The organism is uncultured Methanobrevibacter sp. (assembly GCF_902784195.1).
Taxonomy (GTDB): domain Archaea; phylum Methanobacteriota; class Methanobacteria; order Methanobacteriales; family Methanobacteriaceae; genus Methanobrevibacter.
On sequence record NZ_CACZTX010000004.1, the window covers coordinates 46,744 to 64,359 of the forward strand.

Sequence of the window (17,616 nt, forward strand, 5' to 3'; positions counted from 1 at the left end):
TTTAATAAACTTTAAGTTATATAAAAATTATAAATAATATCATATAAATTTATGAATCATTTATGAATCATTCACTAGCTTATATTTTTGACAAAATGATTTGTAAATTGAAAAAAATTATTTAAAATTCTAATAAAATTACATAAACCTTCAAGGAGTGTTAATTAATGAATGTTATTGTTGTAGGAGCAGGAAATGCAGGTCGTCCTGTTGCAAGATTATTAAACTATGCTGGCCACACGGTAAAGATAACCGACCCAAAGAAAATTGAAGACTTCCACATGGATGTTCAAAAGACTTTAAGACTTATGGAAAGCGAAGGAGTTGAATTAGATTTAGGGGTATTTGAACCAAATCTTGATGGAATCGATACAGTTTACTTATCTCCAACTGTACCTGAAAATGCTCCAGCTTATAAAATCATAAAAGAAGCTAATCTCAATGTCTTTTCCAACGATGATTTTGGAAGATTGGCAGATAGCTTCATCGATATTGACATTATTGGAATCACAGGTAGTGTAGGTAAAACCAGTACCACCCATATGGTAACTGAAATATTTAGAACCGCTGGCTATCAAGTTTGGATCTGTTCCTCAATGACCCAAAACCTTGTTAGTGAAGTCATTGTTGATGGAATCATTAAAGGAATTCCAGAAAAATCAGACATTGCTGTTTTGGAACTTCCTCATGGTACTGCAGGATTAATGGCTGAACTTCAGCTTAAGGTGGGTGCACTCTTGAATATTTATGAAGAGCATTTGTCTGAGTTTGGAGGTTCAATGGAGCTTTACACTCAAAGAAAAATGTTCATTGCTAAAAATAGTGAAAACTTCATTACAAGCATTCATTGTAAAGACACTGTAAAAGAAGCAAGACCTGATGCAATCTTTTACGCAATGGTTAAAGATTTACCTGGATACGACCCATCCAAAAAATCCGAATACTTTGATAAGGTAGCAAACTTTGAGGAAGTTGCTATTGGTGAAGGGCAAGTATGTAATTTTATTGGTGATAGTGCAAAAGGCGCTATTGATATCGCTTATAAATTTAGAAACAAATCCAATGAACTTAAAAAAGGTAATTTTACCTCTGATTTCCATATGATGAGCTATTACTATGAAAATGCAGTTGCTGCAACAGCTATTGCAATGGCTTATGGATTGCCTGTAGAAATCATCAAGGAAGGCCTTGCAAACTTCAAAGGACTTTCAGTTCATATGGAATACATTGGAGACTACAACGGCAGGGAAGTTTACATTGATGCTTCCTACTTAATTGAAGGTATTACTGCTGCGCTTGACTTCTTAGGTGATAGAAGTCTTGTTCTATTGCTTGATAACTTTGATACTTCAACTTATAGGGATAAGAAGGAAACCGGTAAGCTTATGGGTAAGTATGCTGATGTAATGGTGGCAACTGGATTCAATGAGGTTTACCAAAGAGTTGACTTGGAACCTGCTCAGGAATTGCTTGATGCTGCAGTAGACTCTGATGCAGTCAAGGTAATTGCAGGAACCATGGAAGAAGGTGCAGAACTAGCCATTAAATATTCTAAACCTGGAGACACTATCCTTCACTTAGGACCACAACTCATGCAGGATCCTGAAGGAATCATGGAAAAAATAGTGACTGGTTTGGAAGAAGGCTGTAAAAAATACGATTAAGCTTTTCCGTTGCCTCCGGCAACGCAAAACCTTAACCAAAAATTTTTCCTCTATTATGGAGTAATGATATTTTTCTTTTTTTAATTAATTTTTATCTTTTCATGAAGGTGTTAAATTGAATAGTTTAGAGCTCTCTTCCATGTCTGATGAAGAATTGGCTTCATTGGATTTGGAAAATAAAACCTTTGGTGTAATTGGTGTTTGTGGAGTTGTAGGAAACTTGGTTGCAAGAATCCTTATGGATAGAGGCTATTCTGTTGTTGGAACAGATATTTCATCTAAAGAGGATTGCAGATTCCACTCTTCATTTGAAGGCTATGACATAGAAATATTCTTCGGAGGTCATCCTGAAGAATTCTTTAGGAAAATAGATTTCATCGTTCCCCCTCCAAGCATGCCTAAGAATGCAAAGGTTTTAGATATGGCCTCTAATCAAGGCATTAAAATCATTGAGCTTGGAGACATTTTTAAGCTATTCACACCAGAAAAGCCTGTAATGTGCATAGGTGGAACCAATGGAAAGACCACTACAACAACTCTTTTAAAGCATATTGCATATTCTGCAGGCATCAATCCTTGTGAACATAATTTGAAAGGCATGCAAGGTAACAATGAATTCATCCCATCACTCCAAACAAGATTGAATGGTGATTTGGCTATTTTAGAGACAGGTACTGACGGCACACCAGGTGGCTTAAAGTCTATCATTGACTTGACCCATGCCAATTTTGGAATCTTGACAAACATTACAGTTGACCACTTGCAAGACCCTCACGAAAATGACGAAACAGACTTCATTACAAGAAGCTTTTTAGAGTATGCTAAAGTCAAAGGAGAGCTTGTAAAAGGTATTGAAGAGAATGATGGTACCTTGATTTACAACAGTGATGATCCAACAATTGTAGGATTATTCAAGGAAATTGACTTTAAAGGTGATGCAATCAGCTTTGGTCTTGAAGATGAGCCATGCAGAGTTTCAACCAAGCCATGTTGGTGTGGCAGAGAAATTGAAATAAATGAGCTTATTTCCGGATGCGGAACATTTGAATGTGAATGTGGCATAAAGTATGAAAAGCCAATGTATTTGGCTAAAAACATTTCTCTAAATGACAGAACATTCACTCTTGAATCTCCTGAAGGAGAAACTGATTTCACCATTTCCCTTGATGGATTGCATAATGTTTACAATGCAGTTGGAGCAATCATTGCAGCTAGAAGATTCTTGAAGCTCTCCGATGAAGAGATTCAAAAAGGGCTTTTAAGCTTTAAGGGAACCGCTGGAAGAATGGAGATAATGGGTAAAGTTGGAGATAAAACCATTATGGTTGATTATGCTCATAATCCCGCAGGTGTGGAAACAGTATTAAAGGAAATCACTAAAATCTATGGTGATACAACTGTTGTCATTACAGTAACTTCTGAGTCTGGTCATGAAGGAGACATTGAGATTTTAGAAAAGGCTTTGGATAATGTCAAATATATCGTTCCAGCATCTCACGATTCAAGACTTGTTGTAGATGAATTATTGGCATCTGCAAAGGAAGGAAATGCTGATTTTGATTATGAAACTTTAGAGAAAACCTTTGTTTTCACTGAAGATGCACCTGAGCAAGCTTCTAATTTTACTTTAGGAGCTAACCAAGAGCAAGTGGTTGAAGGTGTCAAGGCAGCTTTAAAAACTGATGCAAACATTGTTATAGCTATTGGTGAAGCTGCATTTAAATTCAATTCAGCTATTAGTGAATTATGCGATAAGGATTAAATGCTTTTAATCCATTCTTTTTTTATTTTACTTTTAGTTTATTTTTATTCTTTGATTTTCTTTTATTATTTTTATTTTAATTCTTTTTTGATTTTACTTTTATTTTTGTTTTAAATCAAGATTATATTCAGTTGATTAATTTTCAACTGCTCTCTATAAATATTTAAATAATATCTAAATACATATATTATTTCATGGTTACTTATATTGAACATCCTTTAATTAGGCCGAATTCAGCAGAAGCCAGGATTTATCAACAGGTTTTAGCAGCAGATGTACTTAAGAATGGAAATACAATGATTGTAGCTCCAACAGCTTTAGGTAAGACAATCATTGCAATACTCGTAGCTGCAGATAGGCTTCAGAAATTCAAAGGATCAAAAATTCTTATTTTAGCTCCAAGTAAACCATTAACCATACAGCACGAGGAAAATTTCAAGCACTTTTTAAACGTTCCTTGCACTTCAATTACTGGTGCTGTAAAGATAGATGAGAGGGAAAAACGATGGAAGGAATCCCAAGTTATTTGTGCAACACCACAAACCGTTGAATCAGACTTATTGAATGAAAGGTACAGTTTAGATGATGTTTCCCTAGTTGTTTTTGATGAATGTCACCATGCAGTAGGTTCCTACTCCTATGTTTACCTCGCTTCCAGATATGTCAAGGAATGTCAAAACCATCTTATTTTAGGGCTTACCGCTTCTCCAGGGCATGACAAGAACAAGATTAAGGAAGTTTGTGAAAACCTTTTCATTCAGGATATCACTATCAAGACTGAAGAAGACCCAGATGTAAAGCCATATTTCAATCCAATCAATATTGACTGGATTAAGGTGGAAATGGGGCCTCGTCTTGAAAAGATTAGGGATTTGGTAAACAAGGCATTGAAGGTTCGTCTGAAAGGACTGAAGGATTTAGGAATCATCAACACAGTGTCTGTAAATAAAAGGGATATATTGAAGGCAAGGTCTAAGGTTCAAAGGAGAATAGGCCAATCTGTAAATCCTCCTAAGGAATGTTTCCAGGCAATATCCATTTTATCTGCTGTCATCAACTTGCAGCATGCATTAGGATTATTGGAAAGTCAGGGAGTAGCCCCATTCAATGATTATGTTGGAAGGCTCAGAAAGAAAACTACAAGAGCTGCGAAGAATATCCTGCTTGATCCAAACTTTTCAAAAGCGGTTTATCTTGCAAAAGAGGCAGAGGAATATGGACTCGAGCATCCTAAAATGAAAAAACTCATAGAGCTTCTTAAATTGGAATTAGGTTTGGATGGTCAAACAAGATTGAAATCTCTAAGGGAAGATGGCCAAAATGAGGACAGCCCTAAAATCATAGTGTTTACACAATTCAGAGATACTTTAGACATGATTCATGAAAGATGTGAGAAAGAAGGAATCAAAAGTGTCAGATTCTATGGTCAGGGAACCAGTGACGGAAAGAAAGGATTGACTCAAAAGGAACAGAAAAACATTATCAAATCATTTAAGACAGGAAATTATGATGTTTTGATTTCTACAAGTGTTGCAGAAGAGGGTATAGATATCCCTGCAGTTGATTTGGTTATTTTATATGAACCGGTTCCCTCTGAAATCCGTATGATTCAAAGAAGAGGAAGAACCGGACGTAAATCCTCTGGTAGGATGAAGGTATTGATAACCAAAAAGACAATTGATGAAGGTTATTACTGGACCAGCGTTAGAAGGGAGTCTAGAATGAAGACACAGCTTGCAACACAGGAAGCTATTGAAGAGTTAAAGCTCAATGCTGCTGAAAAGATTGAAGCTGAACGTACCGCTAAGGTCTTAGGCAAAAAGGAAAAATCAATTGTAGAGGAACCAGTCACTTCTGATATTGATGATTCATTGGAAGAGGAAGTCAGTGATGAGGACATCGAAGAAATCGATTTGGAAAATGAGAATGAAAGCAAGTTGAAAGAGATCAAGGAAAAGGAAGCTAAAGAGGAACAGGCTTTAGAGGATGCTATTTATGAAGAACTTACCAAAAGTCCTCAAAATCAGGAATTAGTTGTTTATGTTGATACAAGAGAAGGAAACTCAAAAGTCATAAGGGCATTGGATACCATTGGCGTTAAGGTTAAAGTAAATACAATGGCTGTTGCAGATTATCAAGTAAGTGAAGAGGTTGCGATAGAGAGAAAAACCGCTAAGGACTTTGTAGATTCCATTGTTGATAAGAGATTGTTCAAGCAGGCAAGAATGATGATGGAAGAGTTTAAAAAGCCAATCATGATTCTTGAAGGAGATGATTTTTACTCAGGATTCATCAATCCGAATGCAATTAGAGGAGCCATGACATCAATTGCACTCGATTATGGCATCAGCATCATTCCAACAAGAACTGCAGAAGACACAGCTGCAATGCTTAAGAGAATTGCAATCAGAGAGCAAAAAGGTGAAAAGCGTAGCATTCAAATCAGAACAGAAAGAAAACCTCAAAACCTTTGGGAACAGCAATTGTTCATCATTGAATCATTGCCAAACATTGGGCCTGTTCATGCAAAAAGGTTATTGGAACATTTCGGTTCAGTCAAAGCGGTTTTGGAAGCTGATGAGAAAAAATTGCAGGAAGTTGAAGGAATCGGTAAGAAAACAGCCAAGAACATTAGAGAAGTTGTTGAAGGCAAGTATCTCTACTTCAAAAAAGATGACAATCAAAAGAAACTTAAATAACTCTTAGGTTTCTTTATTTTTTCTATTTTTTTTAAATTTTTCTCATTTTAATTTTTTGCATGCTAGTTTAATTGATAAAAAAATTATTCTTATTTTAAATAATTATTAAATATAATAAATGCTAAAAATAACTATTAGTTTAAAATACTATTATTTAAAAATTTAATAAAATAATTTTCATAACAATTTTTACATAATTTTTATTTTCAATTACTTTTACAAATTTCATTTAGATGGTGATTATTTGAAGATTTTAATGGATGAAAGAGGAAAAAAATACTTAATCAAGGAAGATAGAGAGTTCCAAACTGATTTAGGTATTATTAAAAAAGAGCAAATGGAAAGAGCTACTATTGGTGATACAATAATCACTCATTTAAATAAGGAGTTTAAAGTCATTAAGCCAACTGTAAATGATTTCATTGACTTAATGGACAGAAGATGTTCCATTCTTATCCAAAAGGATATTGGAACCGTTCTTGCTCGCACTGGACTTGGTTCCGGAGACAGAGTTATAGATGCAGGTACAGGTGCAGGAGCAATTGCATTGAACTTCGGAAATGTTGTTGGAGAAAAAGGTAAAGTCTTCACCTATGAGATAAGGGAGGACTTTGCGGAAGTCGCCAAAAAGAACATTGATGATTTTGGAATAAAGAACATTGAAGTCAAAAACCAAAACATCAAGGATGGAATCGATGAAGAGGAAATAGATTTGGTTTTCCTAGACCTTCCAAAGCCATTTGAGATTTTTGAAGATGTTAAAAAGGCATTGCGGCTTGGAGGATGGTTAGCGGTTTATGCTCCATATATAGACCAAGCTGAAACAGCTTATAGAATTGCAAAGAAATTAGGATTCAGAGATCTTACAATCCTTGAAACTCTTGAGAGAGAAATGGAAATAAGACCTCAAGGAACCAGACCAAAAACAAGAATGGTTGGTCATAGCGGTTATTTGGTTTTTGCTAGAAAGCTTTAGGCAATTTTTTTCTAAATAAAATATTTTTTAATTTTAAGATTTATATTCTTATTAATTATAACAGTTAATTTTTATAACAATTGTAATGTTTATGTGGTATCATGTTTGATGTGAATGAGTTAAAAGACAAGGTGTTGAATGATTACAAAATCACTAAGGAAGATGCAATGAATCTCATTGATGTTCCATTGGAAGATTTGACAAGCGCAGCAAATGAAATAAGAAAGTCATTCTGTGGAAACAAATTCGATGCTTGTATGTTAATCAATGTAAAAAGCGGCAGATGCAGTGAAAACTGCAAGTTCTGTGCGCAATCAAATCATTATGATACGGATATAGAAACCTATCCGCTTCTATCCAAAGATGAATTGAAGGAAAGGTCATTGGCTATTTACAATTCTGGATTCAAAAGGATATCCTATGTTGCTTCAGGCAGAAAAGTGACTCAAAAGGACTTTGAAATAATGTCTGAACTCATTGAAGAGTTGAAAGAGGAAAACAGTGATATTAAAATCTGCGTTTCATTAGGACTTTTAACAAAAGACCAGATTTCAACATTAAATGAAGTGGGTGTGGATAGAATCCATAATAATTTGGAAAGCTCAAGAAATTATTTCAAGGAAATCTGCACAACTCACTCATATGATGAAAAGCTTGACACTATAGAAATGATTCATGATGAAAACGTCATGATCTGCAGTGGAGGAATTTTTGGAATGGGTGAAAACTTTGAAGATAGGATTGACTTGGCACTTCAATTGAGAGAGTTTGGCGTCAAATCAATTCCAATAAATGTCTTGAACCCTATAAAGGGAACCCCTGTTGAAAACAATGAGATATTGTCCAATGATGAAACCTGCAGGATAATTGCTATTTTCAGATTCATCAATCCAGATGCTTTTATTCGTATGGCTGGTGGAAGAGCGCTTTTAGGAGACAATGGTAGAAAGGCATTTGAGTCAGGTGCAAATGCTGGAATTTTAGGAAATATGCTAACCACTCAAGGTGTGGAATTGGATAATGACTTGAAACTTTTAGAAGAATTGGGTTTTGAAATAACCTACTCAATAGATGGATTGTGATACTTTGTCTAAAGGACTGTTTGTAATTGGAACTGGAACAGATATTGGGAAAACTTATGTCACCGGATTATTGCTCAAGTATATTCGTGACAATGGATATGATGCCACTTACTTTAAGGCAGCTCTAAGTGGTGCCATGAGGGATGAAAACGATAATCTAATTCCAGGAGATGCTGTAGAAGTATTGACAATGGCTGGTTTAGAGGAAGATACCGATTTCCTGGTTCCATACATTTATGAAACTGCGGTTTCACCACATCTTGCAAGTCAGATTGAAGGAAATCCTGTTGACTTAAGTGTAGTGAAAGATGCTTATGAAAAGGTATCCCAAAAATATGACTACATCGTGATGGAAGGAAGTGGAGGAATAGTTTGTCCTATACGTTACGAAGGAAAAGGTCATGAGAATAACATCATGCTTGAGGACATAATAAAGTATCTTGGCCTTGATGTTATACTCATTGCCGATGCTGGACTTGGAACCATCAACTCAATTGTCACCACAGTTGAATATCTCAAAAACAGGAATGTTCATGTATGTGGAATCATCATGAATAATTACAAGGATGAACTTATGGAAAATGACAATATCAAAATGGTTGAAGATCTTTGCAATGTTCCAGTTATAGCAAAAGTTTATCAAAATGATAAAAATTTACTGCCTAATGTAGATACTAAAGAACTAATTTCATATTTCAAATAATACTATTAATTATATTGAAGATAGCTATAATTATTTTATAGTTTATCTTAATTTCTTTTTTTATTTTATATTCTCTTTTAATTAAAATTGTACTTGTTTCTTATGCAAAAATTTTAATTAAATTTCCTATTAAATTTCAGTTCTTTTCATATCTTTCTAAATTTTTAAACTTGCTTAGTTTCTTTTTACCTTTATAATTTTTTTCACATGCTCTCAAACTTCATTTACATATACCTACTTATATCACAGATAATTGATTTCCTAACTATTCCAACTAAAATAATGTTAAAGTCAAAATCTCATAATCTTATATAATTCTAAAAGTTTAATGCATGCTATTATAAAAAAAATGATTAAAACGGGTTTTTCTTAGAAAAGGTTAAATATGAAATGGGAGCTATTATTATTACTTATGGTGGTATTATGAAAAAATTACATAAACTTCTTGTAATTGCCATAATTATTCTACTAGTGATTGTAGGGGCTTTTTTCCTGATGGGCAGTTCAACGCCTATAGGTGATGGGCCTTCATATAATGCAAGTGTTTTAGCAAAATGACCTTTCAATAGACATGAATAATTGGCAATATGATGAAACAAATAATATTTATTATCAAATTGGACTTGTATACTGTATGAATCCGGAAGATACTGCTTATGAATCATGTGGTATCTATGTTCCGGGAGAATACTTTGATGGAACAAAAAATTCAAATGGAACTTATACATGTAGTGTAAATGAAAATGCACAGGTGGGAAATTATACTGCGGGCTCTGCACCTATAGTTATGCCAGTAAACACGCCTGGCTATTCATCATGTGCAGCACCTACAAGCTACAATGCAGGTGAAGTTAAAGACTACACTGATGAGGGGTTCATCTATTTGGATGCTGGTTGCAGAGGAAGAGACAATGCAGAAGCGCCGGATGGTGTAGTTGACCTGAAAGCAGCTGTAAGCTATTACAGATTCAATGGTGATGTATTACCTGGAGATGATGAGAAAATATTCACATTTGGCCATAGTGGAGGAGGAGCTCAATCTGCAATAATGGGGGCTTCCGGAAACAGTGAATTATATAATCCGTATTTGGAGGATATTGGGGCTGCTATGGTTGATAAGGATGGAAATGCATTGTCAAATGCAATCTACGGTTCAATGTGCTGGTGTCCGATAACCAATTTGGATACTGCTGATGGAGCATATGAATGGAACATGGGACAATATGCAAGAAGTTCAGATTCCTTTACTGCTGCATTAAGCTCTGATTTGGCAACAGAATATGCCAAATACATTAACGATTTGGGCTTAAAAGATCCGAATGGAAACACATTGACACTAGATGAAAGCGATAGTGGAATTTATGCCTCAGGCAGTTACTATGACTATATGTTAAGTGTTACTGAAGAGTCATTGAACAATTTCTTGAATGATACAACATTCCCTTACACTCCAAGTTCCAATGGCATGGGAGACATGCAATCTGGTGGGGCTCCTTCTGGTGAGGGTCCTTCTGGAAATGTGAGTGGTGGGGCTCTTTCTGGTGAGGGTCCTTCTGGAAATGTGAGTGGTGAAATTTCAAGTGAAAGCACTGATGCAGACTCTTCAACAAGTTATGAAACTGCACAGGACTATATAGATTCACTTAATGGAAACGAAACATGGATTGAATATGATGCAAGTACAAACACAGCAAAGATCACTAGTTTGGAAGCTTTTGTAAAACATTGCAAAAACCCATCTAAATCTGTAGCTGCTTTTGATGATTTGGAACGTTCTCAAGCTGAAAATGCATTGTTTGGTATTGATGCAAACAGTTCATCACATTTCGATAAAACATTATGTGATTTGCTTAACAATAATGGCGAATCTTACTCCAAATACAGTGATTACTCATCTGATTATGCTAGCCAATATAAAAATGATTTGGCAGCAACAGATAGTTTAAACAATTCTATGGAAACCCGTGTAAACATGTACAATCCAATGTATTACTTATGCGACTACTATGATGGGGCGGGAAGCTCTGATGTGGCTAACTATTGGAGAATCAATACAGGTATTGAACAGGGTGACACATCTCAATGTGTAGATGTCAACCTATATTTGGCAGTGTTAAATAAGGTTGGAAAAGATAACGTTGAGTTTTCAACTGTATGGGGCCAAGGACACACCCAAGCTGAAAGAACTGGTGACTCCACCACCAATTTCATTAATTGGGTGAATAATTGCTTAAACTAAAATGAGTGGATATTTAGTTATCCACTTTTCACTTTTTTTTAATTTTTTTTTTTACTTGTTTATACATTAATATAAACTTTATGCTAATTTTTATACAATATTCTTTAAACTAGTTAACTACTGAATAGCTAGTGGGATTACGATTTTTTAGGGGAATTTCAATTCAAATTTCAATTTTTTGATAATTTTAATTTCTTTTTAAATTATACCTATAGTAAAACTTATAGGTAAGTTTGGAGTTATTAATTCCTATGAACAAAAAAATCTTAATTGCAGTTATTGCAATAATCATTATAATTTGTGCTGGTGCCTTTGCATTAATTAATATGCAAGCAGGTAATGGGGCTTCAATAAATGTTGATGCAAATGCACTTGAAGATAAGGGAAATTTAGTTGTTGACTCAGAAGAGATCTCAGCAGAAAATGGTTTGTATTCAAGTTCATCTTCTGATGAAAACGCTGTTTTAGTAAAAAACAATGGAGTATTGAAATTAGCTAATTCAATAATCAATAAAACAGGTGATACAAGTACCACTGGTGATGATGCGGACTTCTATGGAATCAATTCAGCGATTTTGGTTAATACAAATGGAAGCTTGGATATTTCAAATGTGAAGATAACTACAAATTCAAAAGGATCAAATGGTATTTTTGTAACAAATGCAGAAAGCTCTGGAAGCTCTTCATCTAATGTTGCTTTAGATGGCAATGGTTTGGCAGAAAGTTCAAGTGGCTCTGGAAGTGATTCATCTAATGGAGGAACACCTCCTAGCATGCCTTCTAGTGGTACTGGTTCTGATGGTGGTACTCCTCCTGAAATGTCAGATTCAAATGGAGGTTCTGAAGGTGGAGACTCATCAAGTATGGCTGCATCTAACCAAGATAGTGTAGATGGAACTACAGAAGCAAATATTGAAAATGTGGAAATTACCACATACAGTGACAAGTCTCGTGGACTTGATGCAACATACAATGGAATCATCAATGCTAAAAATGTAATAATCAATACAAATGGACAAAGCTGTGCAGCTCTTGCTACAGATCGTGGTGAAGGAGAGGTTCATGTAACTAACAGTGAATTGAATACAGGTGTAAGCAAGCAAAGCGGCAGAGGTTCACCAATAATCTATTCTACAGGAAACATAACTGTGGCAAACTCCATAGGTACTGCTTATGTTTCTCAAATAGCTTGTATTGAAGGTAAAAATAGCATTGAACTCTCTAACTGTGACTTGTCTGCAGCTGCAGGTGGAAACAGGCAGGATAACGGGGACTATGTTGATTTAGGTGGTGTATTTATATATCAAAGCATGAGTGGAGACGCTGATGTGGGCACATCAACTTTCACTGCAAAGGATTCTGTATTGTCAATTCTATCTGATTCAGACTGCTATGAATCTGCACCGATGTTCCATGTAACCAATACCAAGGCAATCATTAACTTGGAAAAAACAGAACTTAACTTTGGTAGTGGAACTCTCTTGGATGTTTCCGGTCAAAGCCAATGGGGAACTGTAGGTTCCAATGGTGGAGAGCTCACTTTCAATGCAAAAGATGAAACTCTTGATGGAAACATAATTGTAGATTCAATCAGTTCATTGAACATGACTCTAAGCTCCACCAGCTATGTCGGAGCCATCAATCCTTCTGATGATTTTGGACAAACTGCGGTGATTATTGAATCTGGTTCTGACTGGACATTAGATGGTGATAGTCACATATCCAGTTTAGAGAATAATGGTGAGATTAATTATAATGGCCATACATTATATGTAAATGGAGTGGCTTACACCGAATCTAATCCATATAATTAATTTTTGGAAATTTTAAATTTTTCATTTTTTTCATTTTTTTCTTTTTATTTATTTTTTAACTATTTCTTTTAATTTTCCCTAGAGAAAAATTTTTGTATATTGTATATTTTTTAGTAATGTAAAAAAATTAAAAATTTATTTAATATAAAGTCTAATCTTATAATAGAGTTTTAGAATTAAAATTTTTAAAAACTATTTTTAGAAAAATTATTATAAAATATCAGGTTTTAATATGAATGAAAGTGAAAAATGTGCAAAAAAGGATTTGGCTCATATTTGGCATCCTGCTTCTCAGATGAAAGACTATGAAGATTTCCCACCAATAATAATTGACCATGGAAAAGGGGTTAAGCTATATGATGTAGATGGCAAGGAGTATATAGACATCATCAGTTCCTGGTGGTGCAATTTGCTTGGACACTGCAATGATGAGGTTAGTGATGCTCTAAAAAGTCAAGTGGATCAATTGGATCATGTTCTTTTTGCTAACTTTTCACACAAAACCATTATAGAATTGTCAGAGCGTTTAATCAAGGTAATGCCAGAGGGACTTAACAGGTTCAGTTTTGTTGACAACGGTTCAGCATCCATTGAATGTGCACTCAAAATGGCTTTCCAATATTGTGCACAAAATGGAAAAGATCATAAGAAACGTTTCATGTGTTTCACTGATGCTTATCACGGTGAAACTTTAGGTGCATTGTCTGTTGGTGCATTGGATGAATATTCTAAGGTATTTGAACCTATAATGATTGATACAATCAAGGTGCAGGCACCGGATTGTTACAGATGTCCATACAATAAGCATAGGGATAGTTGTGATTGTGAATGTTTTGAGAATGCGGAGAAGGCGTTTGCAGAGTTTGGTCATGAAACCTGTGCCATGATAATCGAGCCATTGATTCAAGGAAGCGCTGGAATGAAGATCTATCCTCCATTGTATCTCAAGAAGCTTAGGGAGCTTTGTGACTTGTATGATGTGCTATTGATTGCAGATGAGATAGCTACTGGTTTTGGAAGAACAGGCAAGATGTTTGCAGTGGACCATGCAGGAATAAGTCCGGATATAATGTGCATTTCCAAAGGGCTTACAAACGGTTATATGGCAATGGCAGTTTGTGTAAGTACAGATGAAATCTATAATGGATTTTATGGAGATTATTCTGATAATGTCGCTTTCATGCACAGTCACACTTATGCTGGAAATCCCCTAGCTGCAAGTGTTGCAAATGCAACATTGAAGATTATGGAAAGAGACCATATTTTGGATGAAGCAAATGAAAAGGCAATTTGGCTAAACAATCGTTTCCATGAGATATTCGATGAGCATCCTAATGTAGGTGAGATTAGGCAGATGGGACTCATCAATGCAATTGAACTCGTTGAGGATAGGGAGTCTAAAAAAGGATTTGATTCATCAGAAAGAATCGGCTATAAAATCTATAGGGAAGCATTGAAACAAGGTTTGATGCTTAGGCCTTTAGGAAATGTAATGTACTTTAACCCACCTTTGGTTATTACAAAAGAAGAGCTTGATGAATCTTTAAGAATCTGTAAAGAAGCTATTGATTCTGTATTGTTGTAAAAACAGTAAAAAAAGATTGATAGCGTATATAATTTATTATTTTTTTTAAAAAAAGAAAAGAAGAATAGCTATTTAAAATAGCTATTAATTACTTATTTTTATTAATTTATTTTTTATCTATTTTTAACTATTTTTCATGTTTTAACAGCACTCAAAAAGTTTTGGTCAAGGTTTTGACCGAAGGTCAAAAGCTTGGAGTTATTCCATGAAAATAGCTGGTTTATAAGGCATTGCATTTCTTGCCTTGTTTTGCGGGTCATAGCTGTCATCAGTATGAATGATTACTTCAGATTCAACTTCAGCTTCAATGAAGTCTTTTGCATCATTTAAGATGGTGGCTTCATCAATCTTACCGATGTATCTTGTTTTGGTCATTTCTTTTGATATCTTCTTAGCAACATTTGCTATTTCCTTTTTGTTATCGTAGATGTTTTGACCAATTGCTCTGCCCATGATTTGACCGATGTCAGGTTTACCGACTTCATCAGCTATTTTATATAATTCCCATTTCCAATCTGGAGCTAAGTAAAGGTGTATTTTCTCTGGATTGGTGTCTACAATGTTCTTGATTTCATTAATGTCCTTAACGATGTTTTGGACAAGGGATTCTGATCTTTCAATCTCTTCGCTGATGAGTTCATCATCATATTCCGGCCATTTAGCAAAGGAAACGAATCCTTCTCCACCGAATTTCTCCCAAAGCTCTTCAGAGGTGTGAGGAGTAAATGGAGCAAGTAATCTGATCCAATTGCTTAATACAGTTGAAAGCACGTAGATTACAGCAGGGTCTTGCTTGTCAACAAGGTCCTTGACTCTGTACATGTAGTGGTCCAAGTCTTTTTTAAGCAAGAACAATGCATGTTGTAATGCTTGTCTGGTTTGGAAAACTTCAAGAGCTTCTGTTGCAGCTTTGATATGCACATTCAATTGGCTGATCATCCATTTGTCAATGCTGCGTTCAAGAGCCACTTCTTCAATATTGGAAAGGTCTAATTTTTCACCTTTGATGTCTTCAACTTTTTGTGCAAATTCTCTAAACCATTCGAGTCTTCTTTGGGTTCCTCTAACTTCTTTTTCTCTCCAATCGAAGTCTTGCCATGGTTCAGCGGATGCCATAAGGAAGAGTCTTACCACATCTGCACTGTATTCCTCAATTGCGTCTGCAAGGAGAATTACATTACCTTTTGAAGAGGACATCTTGTTTCCTTCAAGAAGCCCCATACCGAATACAACAGTTCCTTTTGGCCATTTCTCTTCCGGGTAAATAGCAGCATGTGTAAACATCAAGAAGCTTAAGTGGTTACCAACAAGGTCCTTTGCAGATAATCTCCAATCCAATGGATACCAGTAATTGAATTCCTCTTGAATCTCATTGATGATTTCAGGTGCAACAGTGATTTCATCGCTGTCGGTTCCTAAGAAGACCTTTTCAAAGAATGCTTCATTCAAGTCTTCAGGGTCCATGTCCTTAAGGTATTTAGCTATTGAATAGTAGGACATATACATTGTTGAGTCTGATAAAGGCTCGATTAACCATTGGTCATCCCATGGAACTCTGGTTCCAAGACCTACTCTTCTGGAACATGCCCAATCGTCTAGCCAGTTAAGGTAATATTCAAAGTTGGAGCGGATTTCTCCAGGAATGATTGTTTCTTGAGCAAGTAACTTTTGGGTCTTTTCAGTCCATTTCTCATCACCATATCTGATGAACCATTGGTCATCCATAATCTTGACAACACATTTGTTACCGCATCTGCAGATTACAGGTCTTTCAGCAAAGTCGTACATGATGTCAGCACTGCCTTCCTCAATCATGTCAGCCTTGATTTCATCTCTGATATATGCGACTCTTTTTCCTGCGTACTTTTTAATATGGTCGCTGATGTATCCTTTACTATGCTCTGCCTTGTACAATTCATCAGTTGCATCCTGCACTTTAGGGTCGTTTTGGTTTTCGATTCCCATTCTTTCAACAACTTCCACAGCTGGGAATTCACCATATCCTTTTACAGTTACAACATTGATAGGATTTGCTTTAGCAACCTCATCAGCTATATCAAACTCTATGATTAAATCTTCATTTTCTTTCAAGTCTCTAAGTGCAATATAGTCTGCAGGTGCATGAGCAGGTACAGAGAATACTGTTCCTGAACCGTATTCAGGGTCAACAAAGCTTGCTGGGAAGATTGGTAATGGCTCTCCATTAAGAGGATTTTTAACGTATTTTCCGATTAATGGTTTAGGGTCAATGTCTCCAACAATTTCCAAGTCATGCTGGTTTGAAAGGTTTAGGAAAGCTTCATTACTTATAATCCATTTTTCACCTGCATTAACGCCGGATTTCACTTCAACTTCAATGTAGTGAACTTCTGGGTTTAACCATACATTGGTTGCAGCGAAGATGGTTTCTGGTCTGAATGTTGCAGGTACGATGTATTGTCCAGGTTCAACTTCAAATTTGATCAATGTCAATTCGTTTACGCCTACACCTTCACCTTCAAGCAAGTCGTGGTCTCCTACAGGGTTCTCATCGTGAGGACAGTATTTTACAGGGTGCTCACCTTGCTTGATTAAACCTAAGGACTTAAGCTTTTTAGCTTGCCATGTAATGAATTTCTGATAAGTTGGATCGATAGTTCTGAATTCCCTTCTCCAATCGATGGAATAACCCATATCGTCCATTACAGTGTGGTATTCGTTACTGAAGTATTTTACAATGTTTATTGGGTCTTCCAATTTTGGGAGGGTGTCATGAGGGACCTTGTGAACTCTTTCATATAAATCAAGGGTCCATGGGTCTTTCCTTTTGATTCTGTCTGCAATTCCTATAACTGGTGCACCGGTTACGTGCCATGCCATAGGGAATAATACATTGTAGCCTTCCATCCTTTTGAATCTTGCAAATACATCAGGTACGGTATAGGTTCTACCGTGACCGATATGCATAGCTCCACTTGGGTATGGATAAGCTACTGTTATGAATAATTTTTCTTTTTCATTAGGGTCTGATTGAAATAGCTTGTTCTCTCTCCAGATTTTTTGCCATTTCTTTTCAATTTCGTTATTAGTCACTAAATCACCGTTTTAGTTTT

The 17,616-nt window shown here is 35.6% G+C and carries 11 protein-coding genes; 10 read left to right on the top strand and 1 reads right to left on the bottom strand.

All coding sequences use genetic code 11. The features are described from left to right. Positions 1-167: 167 nt before the first annotated feature. The 10 genes from QZU90_RS04345 to bioA all read left to right on the top strand — a co-directional run bounded on the left by QZU90_RS04345 (position 168) and on the right by bioA (position 14,524). Positions 168-1,664 carry a Mur ligase family protein gene (locus QZU90_RS04345; protein ID WP_295608508.1) on the top strand — a complete coding sequence of 499 codons (1,497 nt, stop codon included), beginning with the start codon at positions 168-170 and terminating at the stop codon, positions 1,662-1,664. A 115-nt stretch (positions 1,665-1,779) separates the two neighbouring features. Next, the gene (locus QZU90_RS04350) at positions 1,780-3,426 is read left to right on the top strand and encodes a Mur ligase family protein (protein ID WP_295608510.1); all 1,647 of its coding nucleotides are present in this window, start codon (positions 1,780-1,782) and stop codon (positions 3,424-3,426) included. A gap of 194 nt (positions 3,427-3,620) precedes the next feature. Next, positions 3,621-6,125 (top strand): DEAD/DEAH box helicase, encoded by a 2,505-nt coding sequence (locus QZU90_RS04355; RefSeq protein WP_296855744.1) that lies wholly within the window; start codon positions 3,621-3,623, stop codon positions 6,123-6,125. 244 nt (positions 6,126-6,369) lie between these two features. Further along, positions 6,370-7,101 carry a tRNA (adenine-N1)-methyltransferase gene (locus tag QZU90_RS04360; RefSeq protein ID WP_295608134.1) on the top strand — a complete coding sequence of 244 codons (732 nt, stop codon included), beginning with the start codon at positions 6,370-6,372 and terminating at the stop codon, positions 7,099-7,101. A 101-nt stretch (positions 7,102-7,202) separates the two neighbouring features. Then, a complete protein-coding gene (bioB, locus tag QZU90_RS04365) occupies positions 7,203-8,183 on the top strand; it encodes a biotin synthase BioB (protein ID WP_295608132.1) in 981 nt (326 codons plus the stop codon). Continuing rightward, the gene (gene bioD, locus QZU90_RS04370) at positions 8,173-8,886 is read left to right on the top strand and encodes a dethiobiotin synthase (protein WP_295608130.1); all 714 of its coding nucleotides are present in this window, start codon (positions 8,173-8,175) and stop codon (positions 8,884-8,886) included. Before bioB ends, bioD begins: the two co-directional genes overlap by 11 nt. Before the next feature lie 423 nt (positions 8,887-9,309). After that, a complete protein-coding gene (locus QZU90_RS04375; RefSeq protein ID WP_295608128.1) occupies positions 9,310-9,444 on the top strand; it encodes a hypothetical protein in 135 nt (44 codons plus the stop codon). A gap of 13 nt (positions 9,445-9,457) precedes the next feature. Beyond that, entirely contained in the window at positions 9,458-11,125 is a 1,668-nt protein-coding gene (locus QZU90_RS04380; RefSeq protein WP_296855747.1) for a subtype A tannase, read from the top strand. Between the two features lie 251 nt (positions 11,126-11,376). Further along, positions 11,377-12,939, top strand: coding sequence for a hypothetical protein (locus tag QZU90_RS04385; protein ID WP_295608125.1), 1,563 nt, complete (start codon positions 11,377-11,379; stop codon positions 12,937-12,939). A 232-nt stretch (positions 12,940-13,171) separates the two neighbouring features. Continuing rightward, a complete protein-coding gene (gene bioA / locus QZU90_RS04390) occupies positions 13,172-14,524 on the top strand; it encodes an adenosylmethionine--8-amino-7-oxononanoate transaminase (RefSeq protein WP_295608123.1) in 1,353 nt (450 codons plus the stop codon). A 198-nt stretch (positions 14,525-14,722) separates the two neighbouring features. Here bioA and leuS read toward each other — a convergent pair whose 3' ends face one another. Continuing rightward, positions 14,723-17,596: a leucine--tRNA ligase gene (gene leuS, locus QZU90_RS04395; protein ID WP_296855750.1), complete on the bottom strand. Its 2,874-nt coding sequence runs from the start codon at positions 17,594-17,596 to the stop codon at positions 14,723-14,725. Positions 17,597-17,616 lie beyond the last annotated feature (20 nt).

Bases quoted from the DNA above. Each gene is read 5' to 3' on its own strand.
- QZU90_RS04345 (WP_295608508.1), top strand. From the start codon at position 168: ATGAATGTTATTGTTGTAGGAGCAGGAAATGCAGGTCGTCCTGTTGCA.
- QZU90_RS04380 (WP_296855747.1), top strand. From the start codon at position 9,458: ATGAATAATTGGCAATATGATGAAACAAATAATATTTATTATCAAATT.
- QZU90_RS04385 (WP_295608125.1), top strand. From the start codon at position 11,377: ATGAACAAAAAAATCTTAATTGCAGTTATTGCAATAATCATTATAATT.
- QZU90_RS04355 (WP_296855744.1), top strand. From the start codon at position 3,621: ATGGTTACTTATATTGAACATCCTTTAATTAGGCCGAATTCAGCAGAA.
- bioD (WP_295608130.1), top strand. From the start codon at position 8,173: ATGGATTGTGATACTTTGTCTAAAGGACTGTTTGTAATTGGAACTGGA.
- QZU90_RS04375 (WP_295608128.1), top strand. From the start codon at position 9,310: ATGAAAAAATTACATAAACTTCTTGTAATTGCCATAATTATTCTACTA.
- bioB (WP_295608132.1), top strand. From the start codon at position 7,203: ATGTTTGATGTGAATGAGTTAAAAGACAAGGTGTTGAATGATTACAAA.
- bioA (WP_295608123.1), top strand. From the start codon at position 13,172: ATGAATGAAAGTGAAAAATGTGCAAAAAAGGATTTGGCTCATATTTGG.